This is a genomic window from Nostoc sp., assembly GCF_036917095.1.
Lineage (GTDB): Bacteria > Cyanobacteriota > Cyanobacteriia > Cyanobacteriales > Nostocaceae > Nostoc.
In genome coordinates this window covers 161,107-181,780 of record NZ_JBALFH010000053.1, presented here as the reverse complement: position 1 = coordinate 181,780, position 20,674 = coordinate 161,107, and the positions used below count along the sequence as shown (strand labels likewise).

Below are 20,674 nucleotides of genomic sequence, written 5' to 3'. Positions count from 1 at the left end.
TATAGTCTGAGGTTTGACCGTGCGATCGCCTTCCCAAATTAGTCTCCCACAAATCGAGAATCACAAACAGTCTCGTACTTCTAGTACGCCAGTTGCGCCCAAACGTGCATCAGGTGGTTTTGCTCTGCTTGACAGCCTTCATCGCCACGGCGTTGATTATATTTTTGGTTATCCTGGTGGAGCAATTCTACCAATTTACGACGACCTGTATAAGGTGGAAGCAACTGGTGCTATGAAGCACATTCTCGTGAGACACGAACAAGGTGCAGCCCACGCCGCTGATGGTTATGCCCGTGCCACAGGGAAAGTAGGAGTATGCTTTGGTACTTCTGGCCCAGGAGCAACTAACTTGGTGACGGGTATCGCCACAGCCTACATGGATTCGATCCCGATGATTGTGGTTACAGGACAGGTAGCACGTGCTTCCATTGGTACAGATGCGTTTCAGGAAACTGATATTTACGGGATTACTCTACCAATCGTGAAGCACTCCTATGTAGTGCGCGATCCCAAGGATATGGCGCGAATTGTCGCCGAAGCGTTCCACATCGCTAGCACTGGGCGTCCGGGGCCAGTTTTGATTGATGTCCCCAAAGATGTAGCTTTAGAAGAATTTGACTATGTGCCTGTGAAACCAGGTTCAGTGAAGTTACGCGGTTATCGTCCCACAGTAAAGGGAAATCCCCGGCAAATTAATGCCGCGATCCAGTTGATTTCTGAAAGTCGCCGTCCTCTACTGTATATCGGTGGTGGTGCGATCGCAGCTGGCGCTCATGAAGAAGTAAAAGAACTAGCTGAATTATTCAATATCCCTGTCACCACAACCTTAATGGGGATCGGTGCCTTTGACGAACATCATCCCCTAGCTTTGGGAATGTTGGGGATGCACGGCACAGCTTACGCTAACTTTGCCGTTAGTGATTGCGACTTGCTAATTTGCGTCGGCGCTAGATTTGACGATCGCGTTACAGGCAAATTAGATGAATTCGCCTCCCGCGCCAAAGTAATTCACATCGACATCGATCCGGCAGAAGTCGGCAAAAACCGGATTCCCGAAGTGCCCATCGTCGGCGATGTGCGGAACGTGTTAGTAGACTTGTTGCGTCGCTGCAAAGAAACAGGTGTTAAGGCTACACCTAATCAAAACCAAGAATGGTTAAATCTAGTTAACCGTTGGCGCGAAGAGTATCCTCTAATAGTGCCGCACCATGCCGACAGCATTTCACCCCAAGAAGTAATTGTAGAAGTCAATAGCCAAGCACCCAACGCTTTCTACACCACAGATGTAGGACAGCATCAAATGTGGGCAGCACAATTCCTGAAGAATGGCCCGAGGCGCTGGATTTCTAGTGCTGGTTTGGGAACGATGGGTTTTGGCTTACCTGCCGCAATGGGCGCGAAAGTGGCGTTTCCTGATGAAGAAGTCATCTGCATTAGCGGTGATGCCAGTTTCCAAATGTGCTTGCAGGAACTTGGTACGCTTGCACAATATGGAATAAATGTCAAGACAATAATCATCAATAACGGCTGGCAAGGGATGGTGCGCCAGTGGCAGCAAGCCTTCTATGGTGAGCGTTATTCATGCTCCAACATGGAAGTAGGGATGCCAGACGTAGAGTTATTGGCAAAAGCTTACGGGATTAAGGGCATGATAATCAGCGATCGCAGTCAATTAAAAGATGCGATCGCCGAGATGCTGGCACACAAAGGCCCAGTTATCTTAAATGTCCACGTCACCAGAGACGAAAACTGCTATCCAATGGTAGCCCCAGGTAAGAGCAACGCTCAAATGGTCGGTTTGCAGAAGCAAGCGCCTAAAGCCGCAGCAGAGCCAGTGTATTGTGGTCACTGCGATGCGAAAAATGCTCCTACCCACAACTTCTGTGCTGAGTGTGGCACAAAGCTGTAACGCTTTTTGATAATTTAGATCGCAGAGGTAGGGGAGCAAGGAGAAGGGGAGAAAGATGCAGGATTTCCCCTAATTCCTGCCCCCCTTCCTTTTGCGTAGAGATAGCTTAATCTTCCTGATTAGGTTGAGATAAAAAGATATTTCCTAAGTAATTCACTAAATCGCTTTGACTGTTGAAATCTAACAGCTATTATGTCTTGATAGAAAAGCAAGGCCTTGCGCCCCTACTACTTACTCAAACCCCAGTTTGCTTTCTCATTTTGGTGTTTTCCGCAAGTAAAATAAGCTTTTAAGCTGTTCCACATTTAAATTGCATAGCTAGGGTGGGCAAGATGCCCACCCCACAAGAGTTTGATTTAATCTGATTATGTAATTTAGATGTTTTTTAGCTTACTTTCTCAAACTCCAGTTTGCTTTCTCATTTGAGTAATTCACGCATTCATTTTGGTATATTATTGAGCCGAAAGAAAAGCGATCGCTTAAATAGAGTTCATAACTGTATTATCTCGTCTTAAAGCCTTGAATGATGGTGTTGTCAAGGCAGGAAACAATGGCAGCACTTTCCGAAGATGTAGTTTTTGAATAATCAACTTATGATTGGGTATGCTACACAAATTTTAGTAAACTAAATATCTATTAATATCTTCAAGGCTTCCTAACCCGGCGGGGGCATTGAGCAAAACAGACACAATTGATTGCATAAAAGTTATGGCGCTCATAGTTCAGAAATACGGTGGTACATCTGTCGGTTCAGTCGAACGTATTCAAGCTGTTGCACAGCGTGTTTATAAAACTGTTAAAGCTGGAAACTCTCTGGTAGTAGTGGTTTCGGCAATGGGCAAAACCACCGATGGACTCGTCAAACTAGCTAATGAAATTTCTCCAAATCCGAACCGCCGGGAAATGGATATGCTACTTTCCACTGGCGAACAAGTAACTATTGCCTTACTCAGTATGGCTTTGCAGGAACTCGGACAGCCTGCAATTTCTATGACTGGCGCTCAGGTAGGAATTGTTACTGAAGCCGAACACAGCCGCGCTCGAATTTTGCATATTGAAACTACTCGCCTCACTCGCCACATTAATGCAGGTAAAGTAGTTGTAGTTGCAGGGTTTCAAGGTATATCCAGCGCCGGAGAGATGGAAATTACCACTTTGGGGCGTGGTGGTTCCGACACTTCAGCCGTGGCGATCGCAGCCGCATTAGGAGCGAATTTTTGCGAAATTTATACAGACGTTCCAGGGATTTTAACTACAGACCCTCGTTTAGTTGCCGAAGCCCAGTTAATGGATGCCATCACCTGCGATGAAATGTTGGAATTAGCTAGCTTGGGCGCAAAAGTGCTGCATCCCCGTGCTGTGGAAATTGCCCGTAACTATGGTGTCCCTCTAGTAGTAAGGTCTAGTTGGACGGATCAACCAGGTACTTGGGTGACATCAACTAAACCCCAAGGGCGATCGCTAATTAATTTAGAAATTGCCCGTCCCGTAGATCATGTAGAATTTGACACCAACCAAGCAAAGGTTGCTTTGTTGCGCGTCCCCGATAAACCAGGCGTGGCAGCCAGGTTATTTGGCGAAATCTCCCGGCAAAAAGTAGACGTAGATTTGATTATTCAGTCAGTTCATGAAGGTAACAGTAATGACATTGCCTTTACTGTCACCACACCAATATTAAAACGCGCAGAAGCAGTAGCAACAGCGATCGCCCCAGCACTGAGGAGTCAATCTAACCCCAAATCTGACGAAGCCGAGGTAATGATAGAACATAACATTGCCAAAGTCAGCATCGCGGGCGCAGGAATGATTGGGCGTCCCGGTGTAGCTGCGAAGATGTTCGCTACCTTAGCAGAAGCAGGCGTAAACATCCAGATGATATCCACCAGTGAAGTGAAAGTAAGTTGCGTAGTCGATGCCAACCAATGCGATCGCGCCGTCAACGCACTTCGCAGCGCCTTTGAGATCGAGGCAGGGGAGCAGGGGAGCAGGGGAGCAGGGGAGAGTGCGTGCATAGATTACCCTCTGCCCCTCCGCCCCTCTGCCCCTCTGCCCAATTGTCCTCCCGTTCGTGGTGTCGCTCTCGATATGAACCAAGCGCGTCTTGCTATTCGCCAATTGCCAGATCGGCCGGGGATGGCGGCAAAACTGTTTGGACTGTTGGCGAAACATAATATTAGCGTTGACATGATTATTCAATCTCAGCGCTGTCGGGTGATTGATGGTGTTCCCAGGCGAGATATTGCCTTTACAGTCTCGCGAATAGACGGGGAAAATGCCAGAGAAATGCTTACCCAAGTAGCGGCAGAGTTAGGATGGGGCGAAGTTGTTTTAGATAGTGCGATCGCTAAGGTAAGTATTGTCGGTGCAGGTATGATCGGACAACCAGGTGTTGCCGCTAAAATGTTTGAAGCTTTAGCCCAACAACAAATCAATATTCAAATGATTGCCACCTCAGAAATCAAAATTAGTTGTGTCGTGACGCAAGAGCAAGGTGTTAAAGCTTTGCAAGCCATTCATGCAGCCTTTGGGCTTGCGGGTAGCGAGAAATTTGTAGTCCCAGCGTAAAACCTGAGTCTAACATCCTCTTTGTTGTGGATATAGCAACTATTTTATTCTTGCATTAGACCTCTTGCAAAAGTCCCTAACGCCCCACCCCCAATCCCTCCTCGCTTGCGGGGAGGGGAGACAAAGCATAGCTTTGGCGGGGTGGGGTTCTTATTTTTGATTTATGCAAGAGGTCTTTAATTTTTAACATTACATTAATAACACGTAAGCTATAATCGAACAATTTATCAGACTATATTTATATTGATGAATAGTCATTTCCTAGATGGACATTATCGAATACTAAAAGTTCTCAATGATGGTGAAAAGGGAAAAACGTATCTAGTTGAAGATGTTAATCTTCCTGGGAGCGAATTTATAGTAAAGCAGTTATATCCTTCTAGCAATCCTCAAGCTTTAACAATTCTACGCCGCTTGTTTGCCAGTAAGGCAGCAACTTTAGAGAAACTAGGGCAGGAACACGATAAAATTCAAAAGCTAATTGCTTATTTTGAAGAAAATGAAGAATTTTATACAGTCCAAGAGTTCATCCCCGGTAATCCTTTAACTGACGAAATTATCCAGGCAGAACCTCTGAGGGAAGACGAGGTTATTATTATTTTATCAGAGATATTAGAAATTTTGGCGATCGTACATAGCTATGGCGTGATTCATCGAGATATTAAACCAGCAAATATTATTCGCCGCGAATCAGATAAAAAGTTAGTTTTGGTTAATTTTGGTACTTTTAATGAAGCCATCACTAATACCGCTGACAATCTCGAATATATACCTATAGAACAAGTTAACGGTAACCTCAAATACAACAGCGATATATATGCTTTAGGTCTTGTTGCGATCGCAGCACTTCTAGGTTTACCAGCAAACGAAATATCTAACTTGCGAACTCAGAAAAATAAACTGACGGGTGAAATAGTTTGGCAGAACAAAAATCTAAAAGTTAATAGAAAATTAGCAAAAATTATTAATAAAATGGTGCGTTTTGACTATCGCAAGCGCTACCAGTATGCAACCGAAGTTTTAGACGATCTAAAAAAGATAACAAATGTCGATCGCGAACAGCAAAAACAGCATCATAAAAAATTATTACTAGTTCTAACGGGGGTAGCTGGCTGTATTGCAGTTGGTGTTGGAGTATGGCAATTGAAGTTGCCAAAACCTGTAAGTAATGCCGAGAAACAATTATATCAAGAAGGATTAAATAAATATGACGCAGGGAACTATGAAGGAGCAATTGAAGATTTCAATCAGGCTATTGGATTAGATCCGCAAAACGCTCTGGCTTATAATAGACGAGGCGATGCTTATTATCGATTAGGAGACTACGAGCAAGCACAAGCAGACTCTAGCCAAGCCATTTTGCTCAATCCTCAAGATGCTAATGCCTATTTCGATCGAGGATTTGCTTTCTCTGAATTAGGTAAATATAAAGAAGCGATCGCTGACTATACCGAAGCGATTAAGTTAAATTCTGAGAATGCTTATGCTTACTATGGCCGGGGATTAGCCCGCGCTCAACTGAAGGATAATAAAGGTGCAATTGAAGATTTTAGCAAAGCGATCGCTCTCAAACCTCAGTATACAGAAGCCTACTTACAGCGAGGCATTCTCCGCCGTCGCCTCACACTTAGAGAAGAAGCAATCCAAGATTTTGATAAAGTAATTAAGATTAATCCGAGCGATGCTAAAGCTTATTATCAAAGGGGTTTAACTCAATCTATTAATAAGCAAAAATATATAGCAATTAAAGATTACACGGACGCAATTAATATCAATCCCAAATATATAGAAGCCTATCTTAATCGGGGTGATGTTTACAGTGATTTGGGAGATAACCTCGAAGCTACTGAAAATTACAACAAAATTTTACAGATCGATCCTAAATTTATTGCAGCTTATATTCACAGAGGTATTCACCGCTTTTCTTTCGGAAATTATAAAGGCGCTATTGAAGATTACACCGAAGCGCTAAAACTCGATCCTAATAATCTAGCAGCTTATAACAACCGTGGTAACGCCTATCTCGAACTGGGAAATAAAAAAGCTGCAAATCAGGATTATTCACGAGCGATCGCAATTAATCCGAACAATGCCTTAGCCTACTATAACCGGGGTGTGATTCGCACCAAGCAGAAAAATAAACAGGGTGCGATCGCAGATTTCAAAAAAGCTGCAAAACTATTCCAACAGCAAGGAGAACAAAATAGTTATCAAGATGCACAGAGAGAAATTTCAATTCTGCAAAATAATTCTGCACCAGCGCCAACTACTCGCCCTAAATCTGGAAAAAGAGAAAAAAATTGAGCTATGACTCAATACAGTAATACCATTTTAGAACTATACTTTTTATAGCATTAGCCTAAGATGCCCGAATACGCTTGGGTTAAGGGAGGTTGGGGGGATATTCCGGGGTAAAATATCATTAACACTAACCGTATTGCAATATCTCTATTCACCGTCCAAAAGCATAAGCTTTGACATTTTATGTGTCGTTGTAGTCAAATAAATTATCGCTCAACATGAGTCACAGTGTTTTTTCACGACTCAATTAGGATGGCTATAGCAGTCCTAAATCACTTGTGAAAAATATATCACTCTCTTTTATTTCTTCCCTATGCGTCCTTAGCGTCCTTCCCTTCGGGACGCTTCGCGTAGCTTGCTTCTCCGTAGGAGTACGTGGTTCGTTTTCAAATTTTATATTTTTCACGAATCAAATAGGATTGCTATATATGCTAATTCTCCTTACTTTTTCTCAAAATAACGTGGAATTATTTACCAGTAGGGATGTCGATACGGTACTGAAAAAAATTGATAATTCTCACAATATTTGGTTGCGCTGTATTCACTTCCGCGATCGGACTGGAACCGCCAAAATTATCAAGCACTTTGGTCTCAATTCATCTCGTGTTAATATGATTTTCAACCATTCCCCTTTAGGAATTGATGAAGACGTAGAAGATTGTTTATTTGACAGCTATGAAATCCTAACTCCTAAAATAAAAAATCATGAGTTTGAGGTTGCGCGTGGCAATATTGTCCTTGGAGATAATTTTATTATCACCTTTGAAATCACAGAATTAAAAGCTTTAAATATTTTAGTTAATAATTTGCAGAAACGAACGCTAGATATTGAAAAGTGGAGAATTGACTATGTTTTTTATCTCATTTTTAAAGAGATTTTGAATAATTATCATACTGTATTTGAATATATTTCTAGAAAACTTGATGATTTAGAAGATGAAGTTTTAGATAACTTTGGTGATGAATCTACATACCAAAAAATTGCTACGATGAGGCAATCCTCTCGTTCAGGACGCCGTAATTTTCAAAGCATCAAGTCACTTATGGCTATTATGGACGGCGAAGATTTCCAATGGCTCTCCCAACCTGTGAAAGAATTATTCAATCAAGAATTGGTTAATCACGTTGATAAACTCTGGCAAGAATATCAAGCTCTGAGAGCCTGGATGTCAGAATTAATGGAAATTCAACGCGATAATATTGCTAGCAAAACTGGTGAACGAATTAATCGCTTGACTATCCTCTCGACCATATTCTTACCAATCACTTTCATCTCTGGTTTCTATGGTATGAATTTTAAATATATGCCGGAATTAGATCAACCTTTAGCTTATCCTGCTGCGGTCTGCGTGATGGTATTAATTGTAATTGGTAGTATTTTTTATGCTAAAAAACAACGTTGGCTATAACATATTTTAGGTTATAGGTTATTAGTGAAATAGTAAAATTTACATATCGTTAGGCATTGCTATATGCTTTCTGTAAGTAGACTGAATCAACCCTAAATCGGGAAATAAACGTGAATCTCCCATTGATTATTCGTGCTGAAGAACACAACGAGAAAACAGCAATTGCTACAACGGATGGAGCATTTACCTATCGAGATTTGCTTCACACTTCCAGTCAAATAGCAACAGGTCTTCTTCAGAATGCAGAAGATTTACAGGAGCAGCGAGTTGCCTTTCTCATCCCGCCTGGATTTGAGTATGTAGCCACTCAATGGGGGATTTGGCGTGCTGGTGGCATAGCTGTACCTTTGTGTGTTTCCCACCCGCGACCAGAATTAGAGTATGTGATTACCAATTCTGGAGCATCAATTATTATTGCCCATCCTAATTTTGAGGGTATATTGCGTAGTTTACCGCCGCAGGCATCGCTCGCCGAAGCACACAATTTGCGATTTATCCTCACCTCAGAAACGCTCCCACATAACATTAGTTGCCTCCCAGAGGTAGATATCACTAGACGCGCCTTAATTCTCTACACTAGCGGTACAACAGGTAAACCCAAGGGTGTAGTTACAACTCACCAAAATATTCAAGCGCAAGTGGTTAGCTTAAGTACCGCTTGGGAATGGACATCGGATGACCGCATTTTGCATATCCTGCCACTGCATCATATTCATGGGATTATTAACGTTCTGACTTGTGCTTTATGGGCTGGTGCGGAGTGTCAGATGTTGAGCAAGTTTGATGCCGAAACTGTTTGGAACCGAATTTGTGATGGCGACTTAACCCTATTTATGGCAGTACCAACAATTTATGTGAAACTAATTGCTGCTTGGGAAACTGCCTCTAAGGAACGCCAAAAAAGTATGTCAGAAGGCTGTGCGAAGATGCGTCTGATGGTTTCTGGCTCCGCAGCGTTACCAGTTCAAGTTTTAGAAAAGTGGCAGAATATCAGCGGTCATTTTCTGCTTGAGCGCTATGGTATGACTGAAATTGGTATGGCGCTATCGAACCCTTTACACGGTGAACGATTGTCTGGATATGTGGGCAAGCCTCTACCTCAAGTTGAAGTGAGATTAGTAGATGAGAACGGGAAGTTAGTTCCAGCAGGAACACCAGGAGAAATCCAAGTTAAAGGGCCCGGAGTGTTTCTAGAATATTGGCAAAATCCCCAAGCAACTGCCAAAGCCTTCCAAGATGGCTGGTTTTGTACTGGAGACACCGCCGTAGTTGAGAACGGCAACTACCGAATTCTGGGACGGATGAGTGTGGATATCATCAAAACCGGAGGGTATAAAGTTTCAGCTTTGGAAATTGAAGAAGTATTGCGATCGCATCCAGATATTCAGGAATGTGCAGTGGTTGGGGTTGCCGATTTAGAGTGGGGCGAACGGGTGTGCGCCGCGTTAGTATTGCAAGGCTCACAACCTTTAACTTTAGAAGCTTTCAGGAGTTGGGGAAAAGAGCGATTGGCGGTTTATAAAGTGCCAACCCAAATTTTGATAGTTGAAGAATTACCGCGCAACGCTATGGGGAAAGTGACTAAGCCGACAGTGATTGAGCTATTTTGCTGATAGCGATCGTCAACGCCTAATTAGACTTGGAGTTTTAAAGTTGATAGTAGTGTCAGGAATTTATTCAATACGGTTTGTAGTTAGATGAAATTTATAACTAAAACGTCATGTTTTATCTATCTCTACCGAATATCGTTTTGCCAAAGATAGAAGCCAAAGACTTTATAGCGGCTACGTCCCTTTTAATTTCACTTTTTACTGCTTATTGGAATATTTGGCGTGGTGCAAAGTTCGTTAGTCCTCCACTAAGATGGATAGCTTTTGGGCGTTTACCAAATCATACTTTACTTATCAATTTCCCAATTGCGATTATAAACATTGGTAGTCGAACTGGAGTTATTGATGCTTTTTACATTGAACTTACAAACCTTGCAAATCATAAAGTTGAAAGGTTTTACGCTTGGAAAGAAAGCATCCTTGTTGGTCAAGAATTCAATTATAATCAGGTAGAAATACCTAAAATTACAGCTCTTAAGTCTGGTGAAAGTGCCGTTAAATACTACGTTTTTCATCCTGATACTTTAGATTTTATGTATGAGTGTGGACTCCACAAAATTTCTTTATATGCTTATGTCAATCCTTCTGAAAAACCTGTAAAACTCTACGAGCAAAAGCTAGACATTGATAGTGTTTTAAACCCAAGCTCATTGCCGAATGAAATATCTCTGTTGTTTAGTTATAATCTTATCCCTATCAAAATCCTGAGAGTATCGAATTACGGAGTTGAACCATCGATGACGTCTATGATACAGATAGCGAAGGGGTAGTCATGCGTGGTCAAAACTCAGGGTAAGTTGAAAAACTCAAACAACCCAGTCGCCGAAATAACAAATGAGTTCGCCAAAATAACAAATGCGTACGCCGAAATAGCAAATGAGTTCGCCGAAATAACAAATGAGTTCGCCAAAATAACAAATGAGTTCGCCGAAATAGCAAATGCGAACGCCGAAATAACAAATGCGAACGCCGAAATAGCAAATGCGAACGCCGAAATAACAAATGAGTTCGCCTTTACCTAATTTCTCACCCCTTTGGTATTTTAGGCGGACACCAAAAGAGATTTTTGCTGGATACACCAAGGGATTCTAAAATTCCTCGCATCACCTCTGTGCAGTACATCCAATGCCCCAAATCGTCATACATGCTATCGGGATTAAACTCAACATTGTAGTGCAGCACATTGGGAAGGTCTAAAAACTCATCATCGCTTTGGGGAGAAAGAAGCAACAGATGAAATGGCTTCCCCTGACATTGTTTTTCCAACTTCTTGACTAGATCGATCGCACCACCGCGATCGCTAATTCCTGTGCGAACAAAAAGCACTTTGTCGCAGTGCCGCAGTGCGTACCAAAACCTTTCAGCGCGTGCTGTGTAACGAACCCGCATCCGTTCATAGACGGGAGACATATCTTGAACAGCGTCGTCTGTCTCCTCAACTTCATGGGCAAAGGATAAACCCGACCATTTACTGTGGTAAATTCTATCTGCATCGGGACTGTAGTGCAGAAAAGCAGGGTTCCACATATCATCAAAACCGTTTTCGATCGCATCCGCAACATCTGCAATATTGGTGGTGCGCGTTAGATCGAACGGAAAGGCGGGGCCATCGTACTCCATCTTATACAACATCATGCGGATGGCACAGCGATCGCCAAGGGGAAGAATCGCCACACGGCTGATATCCGATAACTCACATTTATATTGGAACAGCACAGCAGACTTCGGTGGTGCTTTAACTCGGCTTTCTAGCCCATCGTTGCCAATCATCATGGTGCGAAACGGGGCATCGGGATGAAGCGGATCTTCATAGACACCCGATGGCATGGCTTTAAGTGCGTTGCAAACCTCCGTCCACATCGGCTGGATGTTGTACTCATTATCTGATTCGTTGATTACCCAGAGGTGGCGTTCGTCCGCTTGCAAAATCCCCAGATGCCCGTCATAAAACAAAACTTGTGAGTTGTTTGGCGAAAAAAGATTGAAGGCGGCACTATATTCTAGGTCGGCACCAGGAGGGATATCTACTGTGGTTGCGATCGCGCCATTCTCTACAGCAAAGAAGGGGAGCGTTCCTGGCTTGGCAGACTTCGCAATGTAAATACCTGGTATCAATCCAGCCTGATTTTGCAGTGCAGTTTGTAGTTCTTGCCAATCGGGAGCGATCGTGTAGCTGTGAGACGCACATACTTGTATTCAACTTTCTGGCCATTGTCTGATTCTAAAGACGGCTGAATGTCAATTTCTGTATCTGTCCACCATAAAGGATAGCGATCGCCACTTGTACGCAGCTGGACACATTTTCTAATGTCCCACAATCCCAACTCTGGAGTAGAACCGACCAGACAGATGGATTCGCCCATTTGCGTGTATGCACGTATCTGGAATCGATACATAGAGATTTATCCTGATTTAGTGAGTACGATACCAAACACTCAGGCTGAATCTTTAAACCTGTTTTGAGAATATCACATAGAATTATTAATAATCCGGTATTAATCTTGTTAAGTACACTGAAGCTCTGATTTACGTCACTCAAAGCTATAGCAGTCAAGCTTTTCAAAAATTAAATCAGATTTTTATAGAAGATTTAATACTAATCAAACAGAATATATTGTATTAAAAGTCTTAGCACAACCAAGAAAAGGATAAGATTAAGTTAAAATTTTTCTTCAATATCGCTGAAATTTGCAAATACTTGGTAGCAAAGGCTATCTATTCCAGTTAACCTACATTTACAGGTTACCACTGCGATCGCTCACCATCGTAGCGGTAAAAATAACTATATTGATAATTTTATAGTTAACAAATTATACCAAATTGAACTTGACAAACATCCTCTGAGTTGTAAAATTTATTGTTTTTTCTCAGCACTTATCGCAGATATTTTTAGATAGGATATTTAGCTGTGGAAACCATGCAATCGGTTATAGAATTCCAGTGAAGAGATTCCCAAAGGAGACTAGTAGATTCAGTTTATCTATGCAGTTACCAGTTAATGAACCGTCCCTCTCAATGATTCAGCATCAACGGGTTTAATTAGGTAAGTCTGCAATAAATGCCCAACAATGGAGGCTATCAAGGGTAATTTTTGGCAGAATTTTACAATTGGTGAGCGATCGCTCTTGTTAATCTCTGCTAGTTTCATATTAAGGTCAGAACACTTCTCTAACCGCCGGAAAAACTCTGGATGATTTGTATTCAAAATCAGAGGAAATGCCCGTGCGGCTGTGTTATTCGTCTCTTCAATGACTCTAGTATTATATTCGCGCGGATCTATCCCAATGGATTGATAAAAGGTTGCGCGTTCAAATACAGTCAAGGTGTGGGTAGCAAAAACAGTCAGTAAAAAGAAACGCACCCACAATCTAGCTCTCCAATTGTTCCATAGTTGAGGTTGCGATCGCAGCAATGCTTTAAAGAAATCTCCATGTCGATTTTCATCCTGACACCAACTCTCAAACTTACGGAACAGCGGATAAATTTGGTGTTCTGGATGTTTTTCCATGTGGCGATACACCAAGATGTAGCGCCAGTAGCCAATTTTCTCAGATAAGTAGACTGTGTAAATAATCCACTCTGGCGGAAAGAAGGTATAAGTGCGATTTTTGGTTAAATAACTTAAGTCAAGAGAAAGATTAAAATCTGCCATTGACTTATTCAAAAATCCCGCATGGCGTGCTTCATCCCGCGCCATAAAATTAAAAGCATCTGCCAAAATAGGATTGCGATTTTTTAGACGACGCGATAATTCTTTGAACAGTAGAAATCCAGAAAACTCTGAAGTACAAGAACGTTCCAAAAAGTCAATAAAGGCGACACGTGTTTCCCCGTCAATGTGATCCCAACACTGCTGAAATTCTTCATCGCGGACAAAGTGATGGCGGTTATAGTCTGCTCGTAACTCCTCTACAATTGCCAGTAACTCCGCCTCCTGCGCCGAAATATCCAACTGCGCCGCAGCTTCAAAGTCAGTGGTATAAAACCGGGGTGTTAATAATGTTTCCTGAACAGGTGCTTTTACACCTGGTTTCAGCAACTCAGATTGAGAGGTTTCCAGAGACTTAACCATAAGAATCCTTTTATTATTTTATGCCTCAAAAGTTATATAACCATAAATATAGTATTGAGGACATCAGTTAAATTATTGAAAGTAAATTGTGAGAAATAAACTTATCGCCCATCGTTTCAGAAGAGTTTAAATGCGTATCTCACAACCATTTTTGTTACTACTCAACGGGGATATACGTGAACGCGAGCACCAGAAAAACATAAAAAAATATTAATATCTTTCTAGTTATAAATAAATTAATAGTTAAATAATCTTAGGAGAAATAAAAATAGCTGGGATTTGCATCGGCAGTGGTAATTGCCAGATAGAGTGATGCAAATCCTCTCTAAACCTAGAATAACAATCTTTTAGCTGGCCCTGGCAGGCATCCTGAGTCGGTGACTGCCCAGAAACCTTGCGCTTGAAAATGAAGGAAGCAACAATGAGTAGCAATCTAGCCATCAAACTGCGCTCTGGAACTCAACAAGCCCACACCTCGGCAGAAAATGTGGGATTCATGAAATGTTTTTTGAAAGGAGTTGTGGATAGAGACTGCTTCGCCAAGTTCTTAAGCAACTTCTATTATGTCTACAGCGAACTAGAAGCAGCATTAAAGAGCCATTTAGAGCATCCTGTGATTAGTGCGGTTTACTTCCCCGAACTTAATCGCCAATCCTCGCTCGAAAAAGACATGGTGTTCTATTATGGCGATAATTGGAGAGAGCAAGTTACACCTTCACCTGCTACCCAGAATTACATTGACCGCATTCGGGAAATTTCTATTAGTGAACCAGTCTTATTGGTAGGTCATGCCTACACTCGCTACATGGGCGATCTTTCTGGGGGTCAAATGCTACAAAAAGTTGCTCAGTCAGCTCTGAAGCTTTCTGGCTATGAAGGCACATCCTTTTACAATTTTGAGCAAATTCCTGACAAAAAGGCATTTAAGGATAAGTATCGTCAGGCATTAAATGCATTACCCGTTGATGATATAACAGCAGAACAGATCGTTGCAGAAGCTAATAATGCCTTTGGATTGAATTTACAGATGGCTCAAGAGCTAGAAGGAAGTTTAATTCAAGCACTCGGTCAAGTTCTGTTTAATAGCCTTACTGGTTCCCAGAATTCAGGTAGCACTGAAGTCGCTGCGGCTAATTAATTTAGTCATTAGTCATTTGTCATTTGTCATTGGTCATTAGTCATTTGTCATTAGTCATTTGTCATTAGTCATTGGTCATTAGTCATTAGTCATTAGTCATTAGTTATTCTCCCCCTGCCCTCTGCCCCCTGCCCCCTGCCCCCCTGCTCCCCTGCTCCCCCTGCCTCCCCTGCCTCCCCTGCCCCCCCTGCCCCTCATACATTCATTGGAAAGCAACTCAATGGTTTTTCTATTACCTGGTGTCAAGTTCGATCTGGATCTGATCCAAAAGTACGACACTCGCGCACCCAGATACACCAGCTACCCGCCCGCTACAGAATTAAGCGAAACATTCACTGAAACTGATTTTAAGGCCGCGATCGCAGCATCGAATCAACGCAAAACTCCTCTTTCTTTGTATTTCCACATCCCCTTTTGCCAAAGTGCTTGCTACTTCTGCGGCTGTAATACGGTAATTTCCAACAACAAGAATATTGCTAAACCTTACGTGGAGTCTTTGGCTCAAGACATTAAAAACACCGCAGCTTTAATCGATCCAGACAGAAAAGTGCTGCAAATCCACTGGGGAGGTGGTACTCCTAATTACTTGGATCGTCACCAAATAGAATTTTTGTGGAAAAACATTAATCACCATTTCAACATCGATCCACAAGCAGAAATCTCAATTGAGATTAATCCTCGTTATATCGATAAAAACTACATTTTCTTTTTGAGAGAGATTGGGTTTAACCGCATTAGTTTTGGCATTCAGGATTTTAATCACCAAGTTCAAGTAGCTGTAAATCGTGTTCAGCCAGAAGAAATGCTCTTTGATGTTATGAGTTGGGTCAAAGAAGCTAAGTTTGAAAGTGTGAATGTAGACCTTATTTATGGTTTACCCTATCAAACCCGCGAGACTTTTCGGGAGACGCTGAAAAAGACTATCGAATTAGATCCTGACCGAATTGTAGTCTTTAACTTTGCTTATGTACCGTGGCTCAAACCTACACAAAAAAATATTCCTCAAGAGGCGCTACCCCCAGCAGACGAAAAGTTAGAAATTCTGAAAATGACCATTGAAGAATTGACGAATAACGAATATCTATTTATTGGGATGGATCATTTTGCTAAAACTAATGACGAACTAGCGATCGCTCAACGCAATGGCACTCTCAAACGCAACTTCCAGGGCTATACTACCCACGCTGAGACAGAACTATTTGGTTTTGGTGCCACATCCATCAGTATGCTAGAAGATGCTTATGCCCAAAACCACAAAGAATTAAAGGATTATTATCAGACACTTGCAGCAGGTGCTTTACCTGTTAGTAAAGGTATTAAACTTACTCAGAATGACATCATCAGACGGGATGCGATCATGGGTATTATGTCTCACTTTCAGCTTCATAAGCAAGACATTGAAAACAAATATCATATCAATTTTGATGAATATTTCTCCGAGGAACTAGAGGCGTTAAAACCACTAGAAGCCGATGGTCTAGTCAGTTTATCAAAAAATCAAATCCAGATTACAGATATTGGTAGATTACTAGTCAGAAATATCGCGGTCATATTTGATACTCACACCAGAACGCGAGAGACAAAATTTTCCCGCGCCATTTGAGATCGCTTCTGCAAATGTTGGCTATATATAATCCCCTCAATCTACCTTAAAAATAACGGTTGAGGGAATATGATAAATTCGATGTTCGCAATAATTAGTGCGAGCAAAATTTTATATTTTGATTTTTCATCCCCAAAAAGTTAGATAAAATTTTTCTTTCTGAAGATAGATATAAAATAATATAAATTAATTAGCTTGTTAGTGTTGTCTATTTCTACAGCCAATCAGGTCTAGAATTATATATACTTAATAATTCATGGCTTAATCTAGAAAAAACTTTTGTTTACCATTTTCATAGTATAAATGCAAATTATTATCCAATACTTGATATAAACTCTTTTGTCTTACTTTTGGATTTAGCATTTATCCCATCTGGTAGAAAGAATTATGAATCAGAGTTGATAACTTAGATACAAGTGAGATTGTTGAGGCAGTTATGAGTATTATTGCTTGGGTAGTTTTAGGACTTTTGGCAGGTGCAATCGCTAAAGCTATTTATCCTGGCTATCAAGGCGGTGGAATTCTGTCCACAATGATTTTGGGTATCATTGGTGCTTTCGTCGGCGGAAGTGTTTTTACTCTGCTACGAACAGGAACTCTACAAATTACTGCGGCTGGCACTGGTTTAACTCTTCCTGGTATTTTAGTAGCTGTGCTCGGCGCAATAATTGCTATTTATCTATGGGGATTAATCAGAAGAAGCAGCAATGCATAATCGCTGATTGAGAGTTATCAACACTGGCATGACTATAAAATAGCCTCTCCTTTCTGTCTGTCCGATCCTTTCTGTAACATCATAATTTTTGGAAGTGTAAATCTATGTTTTTTCACAAAAAAGAGCCTATTCATGCAGTTAACGTTACTGAACCAAACCCTCGTTTTGCTCAGTTGCTTTTAGAGCAGTTTGGCGGAGCTACTGGAGAACTTAGTGCAGCACTTCAATATTGGGTTCAATCATTCCATGTGGAAAATGCTGGCATTAAAGACATGCTCCAAGATATTGCAATTGAGGAATTCAGCCATTTAGAAATGGTTGGTAAACTCATTGAAGCTCATACCAAAAACACGGATCAAACAGAGGCTTATAAGAGTACTCTCTTTGCAGTCCGTGGGATTGGGCCTCATTTTCTAGATAGTCAAGGTAATGCTTGGACTGCTAGTTACTTGAATGAGGGTGGAGATGTAGTGCGTGATTTGAGAGCTAACGTCGCAGCCGAAGCTGGCGCTCGTCAGACTTACGAAGAGTTGATTAAGTTGGCAACTGACAAAGGAACCCAAGAGACTTTAGTGCATCTGCTAACACGAGAAATTTCTCATACCCAGATGTTTATGAAAGCTCTAGATTCACTGGGTAAGTTGACAGATCCATTCTTTGGTAATATTAAGCCAGATGAAACTGTTGCTCTTTACTACAACCTATCTACAAATGGTGACGGTAAAGATGAGCGTGGCCCTTGGAATTCTGAGCCAACATTCAAATACATTGCTAATCCGCTAGAAAGTCACTCTTAATCCCATAGGTTGGAGTTAGACTATAGGGTGATTTGAGGTAAAGAGATTTTTGGCAGATTCTATATAAGTTTCAATCATTCTGTGGAGTTCTGGCTCGCCTTGTTTAGCAATATTTAGCGAACAAAAAGATTCCCGACTTATTATAAAAGTCGGGAATTTCATCTGAGTATTTGGGTATTACACTCAAGTTAAAATTCAGTCCGGCTATAAATATTTAGCCAGACTGAAGAAGTCAGAGCGATCGCCTCTTCAATATCTACATCAACATTTCTGACTTCAGAAATTAATTCAACTCAAAATCAAAACTCAGAATCAGGAGATTTAATTGTGATTGTTAAGGCGACGCCAAATGGTTGGGAAGTCATTTATCATCGTGCTCATGCTTTATTAGCAGCTCAACTGGCAGGACAGTGGCGACGCAAAAATGCTCCAGCAAGATTATATGAAACGATCGCTGCAATTTCTCATCACGATGACTTAGAAAAAGAGTGGGAAGAAGATATTCTAACTGAAGCAGGTGCGCCAAAGGACTTCATGCTCTCCTCAAATGCCGATTTAGATGCAGGTGTCGATGAATTGGCTGAACTGGCAAAGAATGCCCTTTACCGTGGACGATGGGTGGCTCTATTAATTTCCATGCACATCAGCCGTTTAAATGAGTCAAGCCGGGGTAAGTCTTCAAAATTAGACAAACTTTTAGACGAGCAACTTCAAAATCAGCAACGTTGGCGCAAACAGCTGGGCATCAAAAAGGAGGAAGTTGATGCAGCCTATGCATTTATGCAATGGTGCGATCGCCTTTCTCTGATCTTATGTCAGGAAGAACTACCTGACGATGAGCGATTTTTAGAAATTAGCAAGGGCCCTGAAGGTGAACGTTATGACATCATGCAGCGCAGTGATAATTTGGTTGTTGTCAAACCTTGGCCCTTTGAGAACGAGAAATTTACAGTCAACGTCGAAGCCTGCGATCTTTCCCAAGTTAGATATGAAAGCAGCGCCGAACTAAGCCAAGCACTACAAGAAGCTCCCATCAAGGTACTAGAGTGGACATTCGTTAAGAGTTAGATTACACACAGTTGCAAAAAAGACAAAGGTTAGGGCTAGGGCGTGACATCAGTTCGACGAACCTCTCCCTCCCTTGAACTTTAGTTCAAGTCTGTCCCTCTCCGGCTCGGAGAGGGACAGTTTTGCATAGTAAAACCAGGGAGAGGTCTTTTGATTGGGCTAATTAAGCGAATATTATATGAGCCGTCGAACTCACCTCATGTTATGAAAAAACCCTCTCAAGATTTTTGAGGAGGGTTTATAAAAGTATTTTTTGATTGGACAACTATGCAGGGTTAGGTTGAGTTCTACTCTGAAGTAGCTGAATAACCGCTGCTTTTTCTAAAATTCCCACTAACACACCGTTTTGACGAATGACAGGAAGCGCAGATAGCTTTTGTTGTTCGAGTAGCTGCACTACTTCTAATAGTGGTCGATCCGATTGGACTGTGGTAGATTGGGCAATTGGTTGCATTACTTCTCTAACTTGAGTTTCTGACCACATAGCTGTCGGAATAGAACGCATATTATCAACAGCGATCGCACCTACTAATTGTCCCCCATCATCAGTCACTAAGAACCGACGCCAGTTTTCTCCACTCATTACCTGCCGATCGGCAAATTCTCTCAAGGTAAGATTAGCAGATACAACTGGGCTATTGACAGTTACAGCATCCTCAGCCGTCAAACCTGTAAGTTTTTCTTGCACTCTCGCAAATTGAGCTGTATTACCAGCATTTTGCAACAAGAAGAAACCAATTAACAAGTTCCAGAAGTTACCAAGGCTGCCAAAGAATAGTAGTGGAAGGACACCAGAAAGAACCGCTACCCAACCAAAGATTTGTCCAACTCGACTGGCAAAAACTACACCTTTATAAGGATTGCCTGTAATTTTCCAAACAGCTGCTTTGAGGATATTACCACCATCTAAGGGTAAGCCAGGAATCAGATTAAACAGCGCTAATGCCAGGTTAACAGAAGCCAAAACACCAATAACTGCTGCTAAGGGGCCTGATGCGGCGGTAGCAAAACCAATAGCTGTAAGGCTACCAAATAATAGTAGGCTGACTAAAGGCCCAGCGATCGCAACCCAAAAAGCTTCACTTGGAGTTTTCGACTCTTTTTCTAAGCTGGCCAAACCGCCAAATATGAAGAGTGTAATTGATTTGACATCAATTCCCTGGCGAATGGCGACGAAACTGTGTCCTAATTCGTGGGCGACGACAGAGGCAAATAACAACAGCGCTGTCATCAATCCTAGTACTACAGCTAATCCCCCGGATAATAAGGGAAATTGCGCCGCCAGTCCACTGCTATAGCTCCAAGTTACTAAACCTAGAACTAAAAACCATGATGGATGGATATAGAAGGGAATTCCGAAGAGATTACCAACGCGAATTGTGCCATTCATGTCGTTCACCTTTGATTTGATCTGCGAAAGGTTAAGTTTCGCTCCTCTCGATATCTCTTAGTGTAACTAAATGTTAAGTAGCTTTTAATCTTTGTAA

Annotated in this window: 15 protein-coding genes; 11 read left to right on the top strand and 4 right to left on the bottom strand. The window is 41.7% G+C overall.

What is annotated here, in order from left to right:
- Positions 1-13 precede the first annotated feature (13 nt).
- The 6 genes from ilvB (at position 14) to V7L01_RS31500 (ending at position 10,564) form a co-directional block, all read left to right on the top strand.
- The gene (ilvB, locus tag V7L01_RS31525; RefSeq protein WP_335041974.1) at positions 14-1,909 is read left to right on the top strand and encodes a biosynthetic-type acetolactate synthase large subunit; all 1,896 of its coding nucleotides are present in this window, start codon (positions 14-16) and stop codon (positions 1,907-1,909) included.
- 708 nt (positions 1,910-2,617) lie between these two features.
- Positions 2,618-4,474, top strand: a complete 1,857-nt coding sequence (locus V7L01_RS31520; RefSeq protein WP_335041972.1) for an aspartate kinase — start codon at positions 2,618-2,620, stop codon at positions 4,472-4,474.
- Between the two features lie 246 nt (positions 4,475-4,720).
- A complete protein-coding gene (locus V7L01_RS31515) occupies positions 4,721-6,778 on the top strand; it encodes a tetratricopeptide repeat protein (RefSeq protein ID WP_335041970.1) in 2,058 nt (685 codons plus the stop codon).
- Positions 6,779-7,203: 425 nt separating this feature from the next.
- Positions 7,204-8,184 (top strand): magnesium transporter CorA family protein, encoded by a 981-nt coding sequence (locus tag V7L01_RS31510; protein ID WP_335041967.1) that lies wholly within the window; start codon positions 7,204-7,206, stop codon positions 8,182-8,184.
- A 110-nt stretch (positions 8,185-8,294) separates the two neighbouring features.
- A complete protein-coding gene (locus V7L01_RS31505; protein ID WP_335041965.1) occupies positions 8,295-9,797 on the top strand; it encodes an acyl-CoA synthetase in 1,503 nt (500 codons plus the stop codon).
- A gap of 107 nt (positions 9,798-9,904) precedes the next feature.
- Complete coding sequence (locus V7L01_RS31500; protein WP_335041963.1) at positions 9,905-10,564, top strand: hypothetical protein; 660 nt, start codon at positions 9,905-9,907, stop codon at positions 10,562-10,564.
- Positions 10,565-10,820: 256 nt separating this feature from the next.
- Here the strand turns inward: V7L01_RS31500 and V7L01_RS31495 are convergent, their stop codons facing one another.
- The 3 genes from V7L01_RS31495 to acsF all read right to left on the bottom strand — a co-directional run bounded on the left by V7L01_RS31495 (position 10,821) and on the right by acsF (position 13,866).
- Positions 10,821-11,909, bottom strand: coding sequence for a DUF1796 family putative cysteine peptidase (locus V7L01_RS31495; RefSeq protein WP_335041961.1), 1,089 nt, complete (start codon positions 11,907-11,909; stop codon positions 10,821-10,823).
- Positions 11,906-12,190 carry a CBM20 domain-containing protein gene (locus tag V7L01_RS31490; RefSeq protein WP_335041958.1) on the bottom strand — a complete coding sequence of 95 codons (285 nt, stop codon included), beginning with the start codon at positions 12,188-12,190 and terminating at the stop codon, positions 11,906-11,908. The genes V7L01_RS31495 and V7L01_RS31490 overlap by 4 nt, the downstream gene beginning before the upstream one ends.
- A gap of 599 nt (positions 12,191-12,789) precedes the next feature.
- A complete protein-coding gene (gene acsF, locus V7L01_RS31485; protein WP_335041956.1) occupies positions 12,790-13,866 on the bottom strand; it encodes a magnesium-protoporphyrin IX monomethyl ester (oxidative) cyclase in 1,077 nt (358 codons plus the stop codon).
- Positions 13,867-14,287: 421 nt separating this feature from the next.
- Between acsF and V7L01_RS31480 the strand changes: the two genes are divergently transcribed.
- The 5 genes from V7L01_RS31480 to V7L01_RS31460 all read left to right on the top strand — a co-directional run bounded on the left by V7L01_RS31480 (position 14,288) and on the right by V7L01_RS31460 (position 19,187).
- Entirely contained in the window at positions 14,288-15,004 is a 717-nt protein-coding gene (locus V7L01_RS31480; RefSeq protein ID WP_335041954.1) for a biliverdin-producing heme oxygenase, read from the top strand.
- Positions 15,005-15,224: 220 nt separating this feature from the next.
- On the top strand, positions 15,225-16,607 hold the full coding sequence (gene hemN, locus V7L01_RS31475; protein WP_335041952.1) for an oxygen-independent coproporphyrinogen III oxidase: 1,383 nt from the start codon (positions 15,225-15,227) through the stop codon (positions 16,605-16,607).
- A 436-nt stretch (positions 16,608-17,043) separates the two neighbouring features.
- Positions 17,044-17,322 (top strand): GlsB/YeaQ/YmgE family stress response membrane protein, encoded by a 279-nt coding sequence (locus V7L01_RS31470; protein WP_335041950.1) that lies wholly within the window; start codon positions 17,044-17,046, stop codon positions 17,320-17,322.
- Between the two features lie 104 nt (positions 17,323-17,426).
- The gene (locus V7L01_RS31465; protein WP_335041948.1) at positions 17,427-18,119 is read left to right on the top strand and encodes a manganese catalase family protein; all 693 of its coding nucleotides are present in this window, start codon (positions 17,427-17,429) and stop codon (positions 18,117-18,119) included.
- Positions 18,120-18,446: 327 nt separating this feature from the next.
- Positions 18,447-19,187, top strand: a complete 741-nt coding sequence (locus tag V7L01_RS31460) for a DUF3891 family protein (protein WP_335041946.1) — start codon at positions 18,447-18,449, stop codon at positions 19,185-19,187.
- 265 nt (positions 19,188-19,452) lie between these two features.
- Here the strand turns inward: V7L01_RS31460 and V7L01_RS31455 are convergent, their stop codons facing one another.
- Positions 19,453-20,577 carry a site-2 protease family protein gene (locus V7L01_RS31455; RefSeq protein ID WP_335041943.1) on the bottom strand — a complete coding sequence of 375 codons (1,125 nt, stop codon included), beginning with the start codon at positions 20,575-20,577 and terminating at the stop codon, positions 19,453-19,455.
- Between the last annotated feature and the right edge of the window lie 97 nt (positions 20,578-20,674).

Excerpts from the sequence above, each read along its gene's own strand:
- V7L01_RS31520 (WP_335041972.1), top strand. The coding sequence starts at position 2,618 with ATGGCGCTCATAGTTCAGAAATACGGTGGTACATCTGTCGGTTCAGTC.
- V7L01_RS31515 (WP_335041970.1), top strand. The coding sequence starts at position 4,721 with ATGAATAGTCATTTCCTAGATGGACATTATCGAATACTAAAAGTTCTC.
- V7L01_RS31510 (WP_335041967.1), top strand. The coding sequence starts at position 7,204 with ATGCTAATTCTCCTTACTTTTTCTCAAAATAACGTGGAATTATTTACC.
- V7L01_RS31500 (WP_335041963.1), top strand. The coding sequence starts at position 9,905 with ATGTTTTATCTATCTCTACCGAATATCGTTTTGCCAAAGATAGAAGCC.
- V7L01_RS31490 (WP_335041958.1), bottom strand. The coding sequence starts at position 12,190 with ATGTATCGATTCCAGATACGTGCATACACGCAAATGGGCGAATCCATC.
- acsF (WP_335041956.1), bottom strand. The coding sequence starts at position 13,866 with ATGGTTAAGTCTCTGGAAACCTCTCAATCTGAGTTGCTGAAACCAGGT.
- V7L01_RS31480 (WP_335041954.1), top strand. The coding sequence starts at position 14,288 with ATGAGTAGCAATCTAGCCATCAAACTGCGCTCTGGAACTCAACAAGCC.
- hemN (WP_335041952.1), top strand. The coding sequence starts at position 15,225 with ATGGTTTTTCTATTACCTGGTGTCAAGTTCGATCTGGATCTGATCCAA.
- V7L01_RS31470 (WP_335041950.1), top strand. The coding sequence starts at position 17,044 with ATGAGTATTATTGCTTGGGTAGTTTTAGGACTTTTGGCAGGTGCAATC.
- V7L01_RS31465 (WP_335041948.1), top strand. The coding sequence starts at position 17,427 with ATGTTTTTTCACAAAAAAGAGCCTATTCATGCAGTTAACGTTACTGAA.
- V7L01_RS31455 (WP_335041943.1), bottom strand. The coding sequence starts at position 20,577 with ATGAATGGCACAATTCGCGTTGGTAATCTCTTCGGAATTCCCTTCTAT.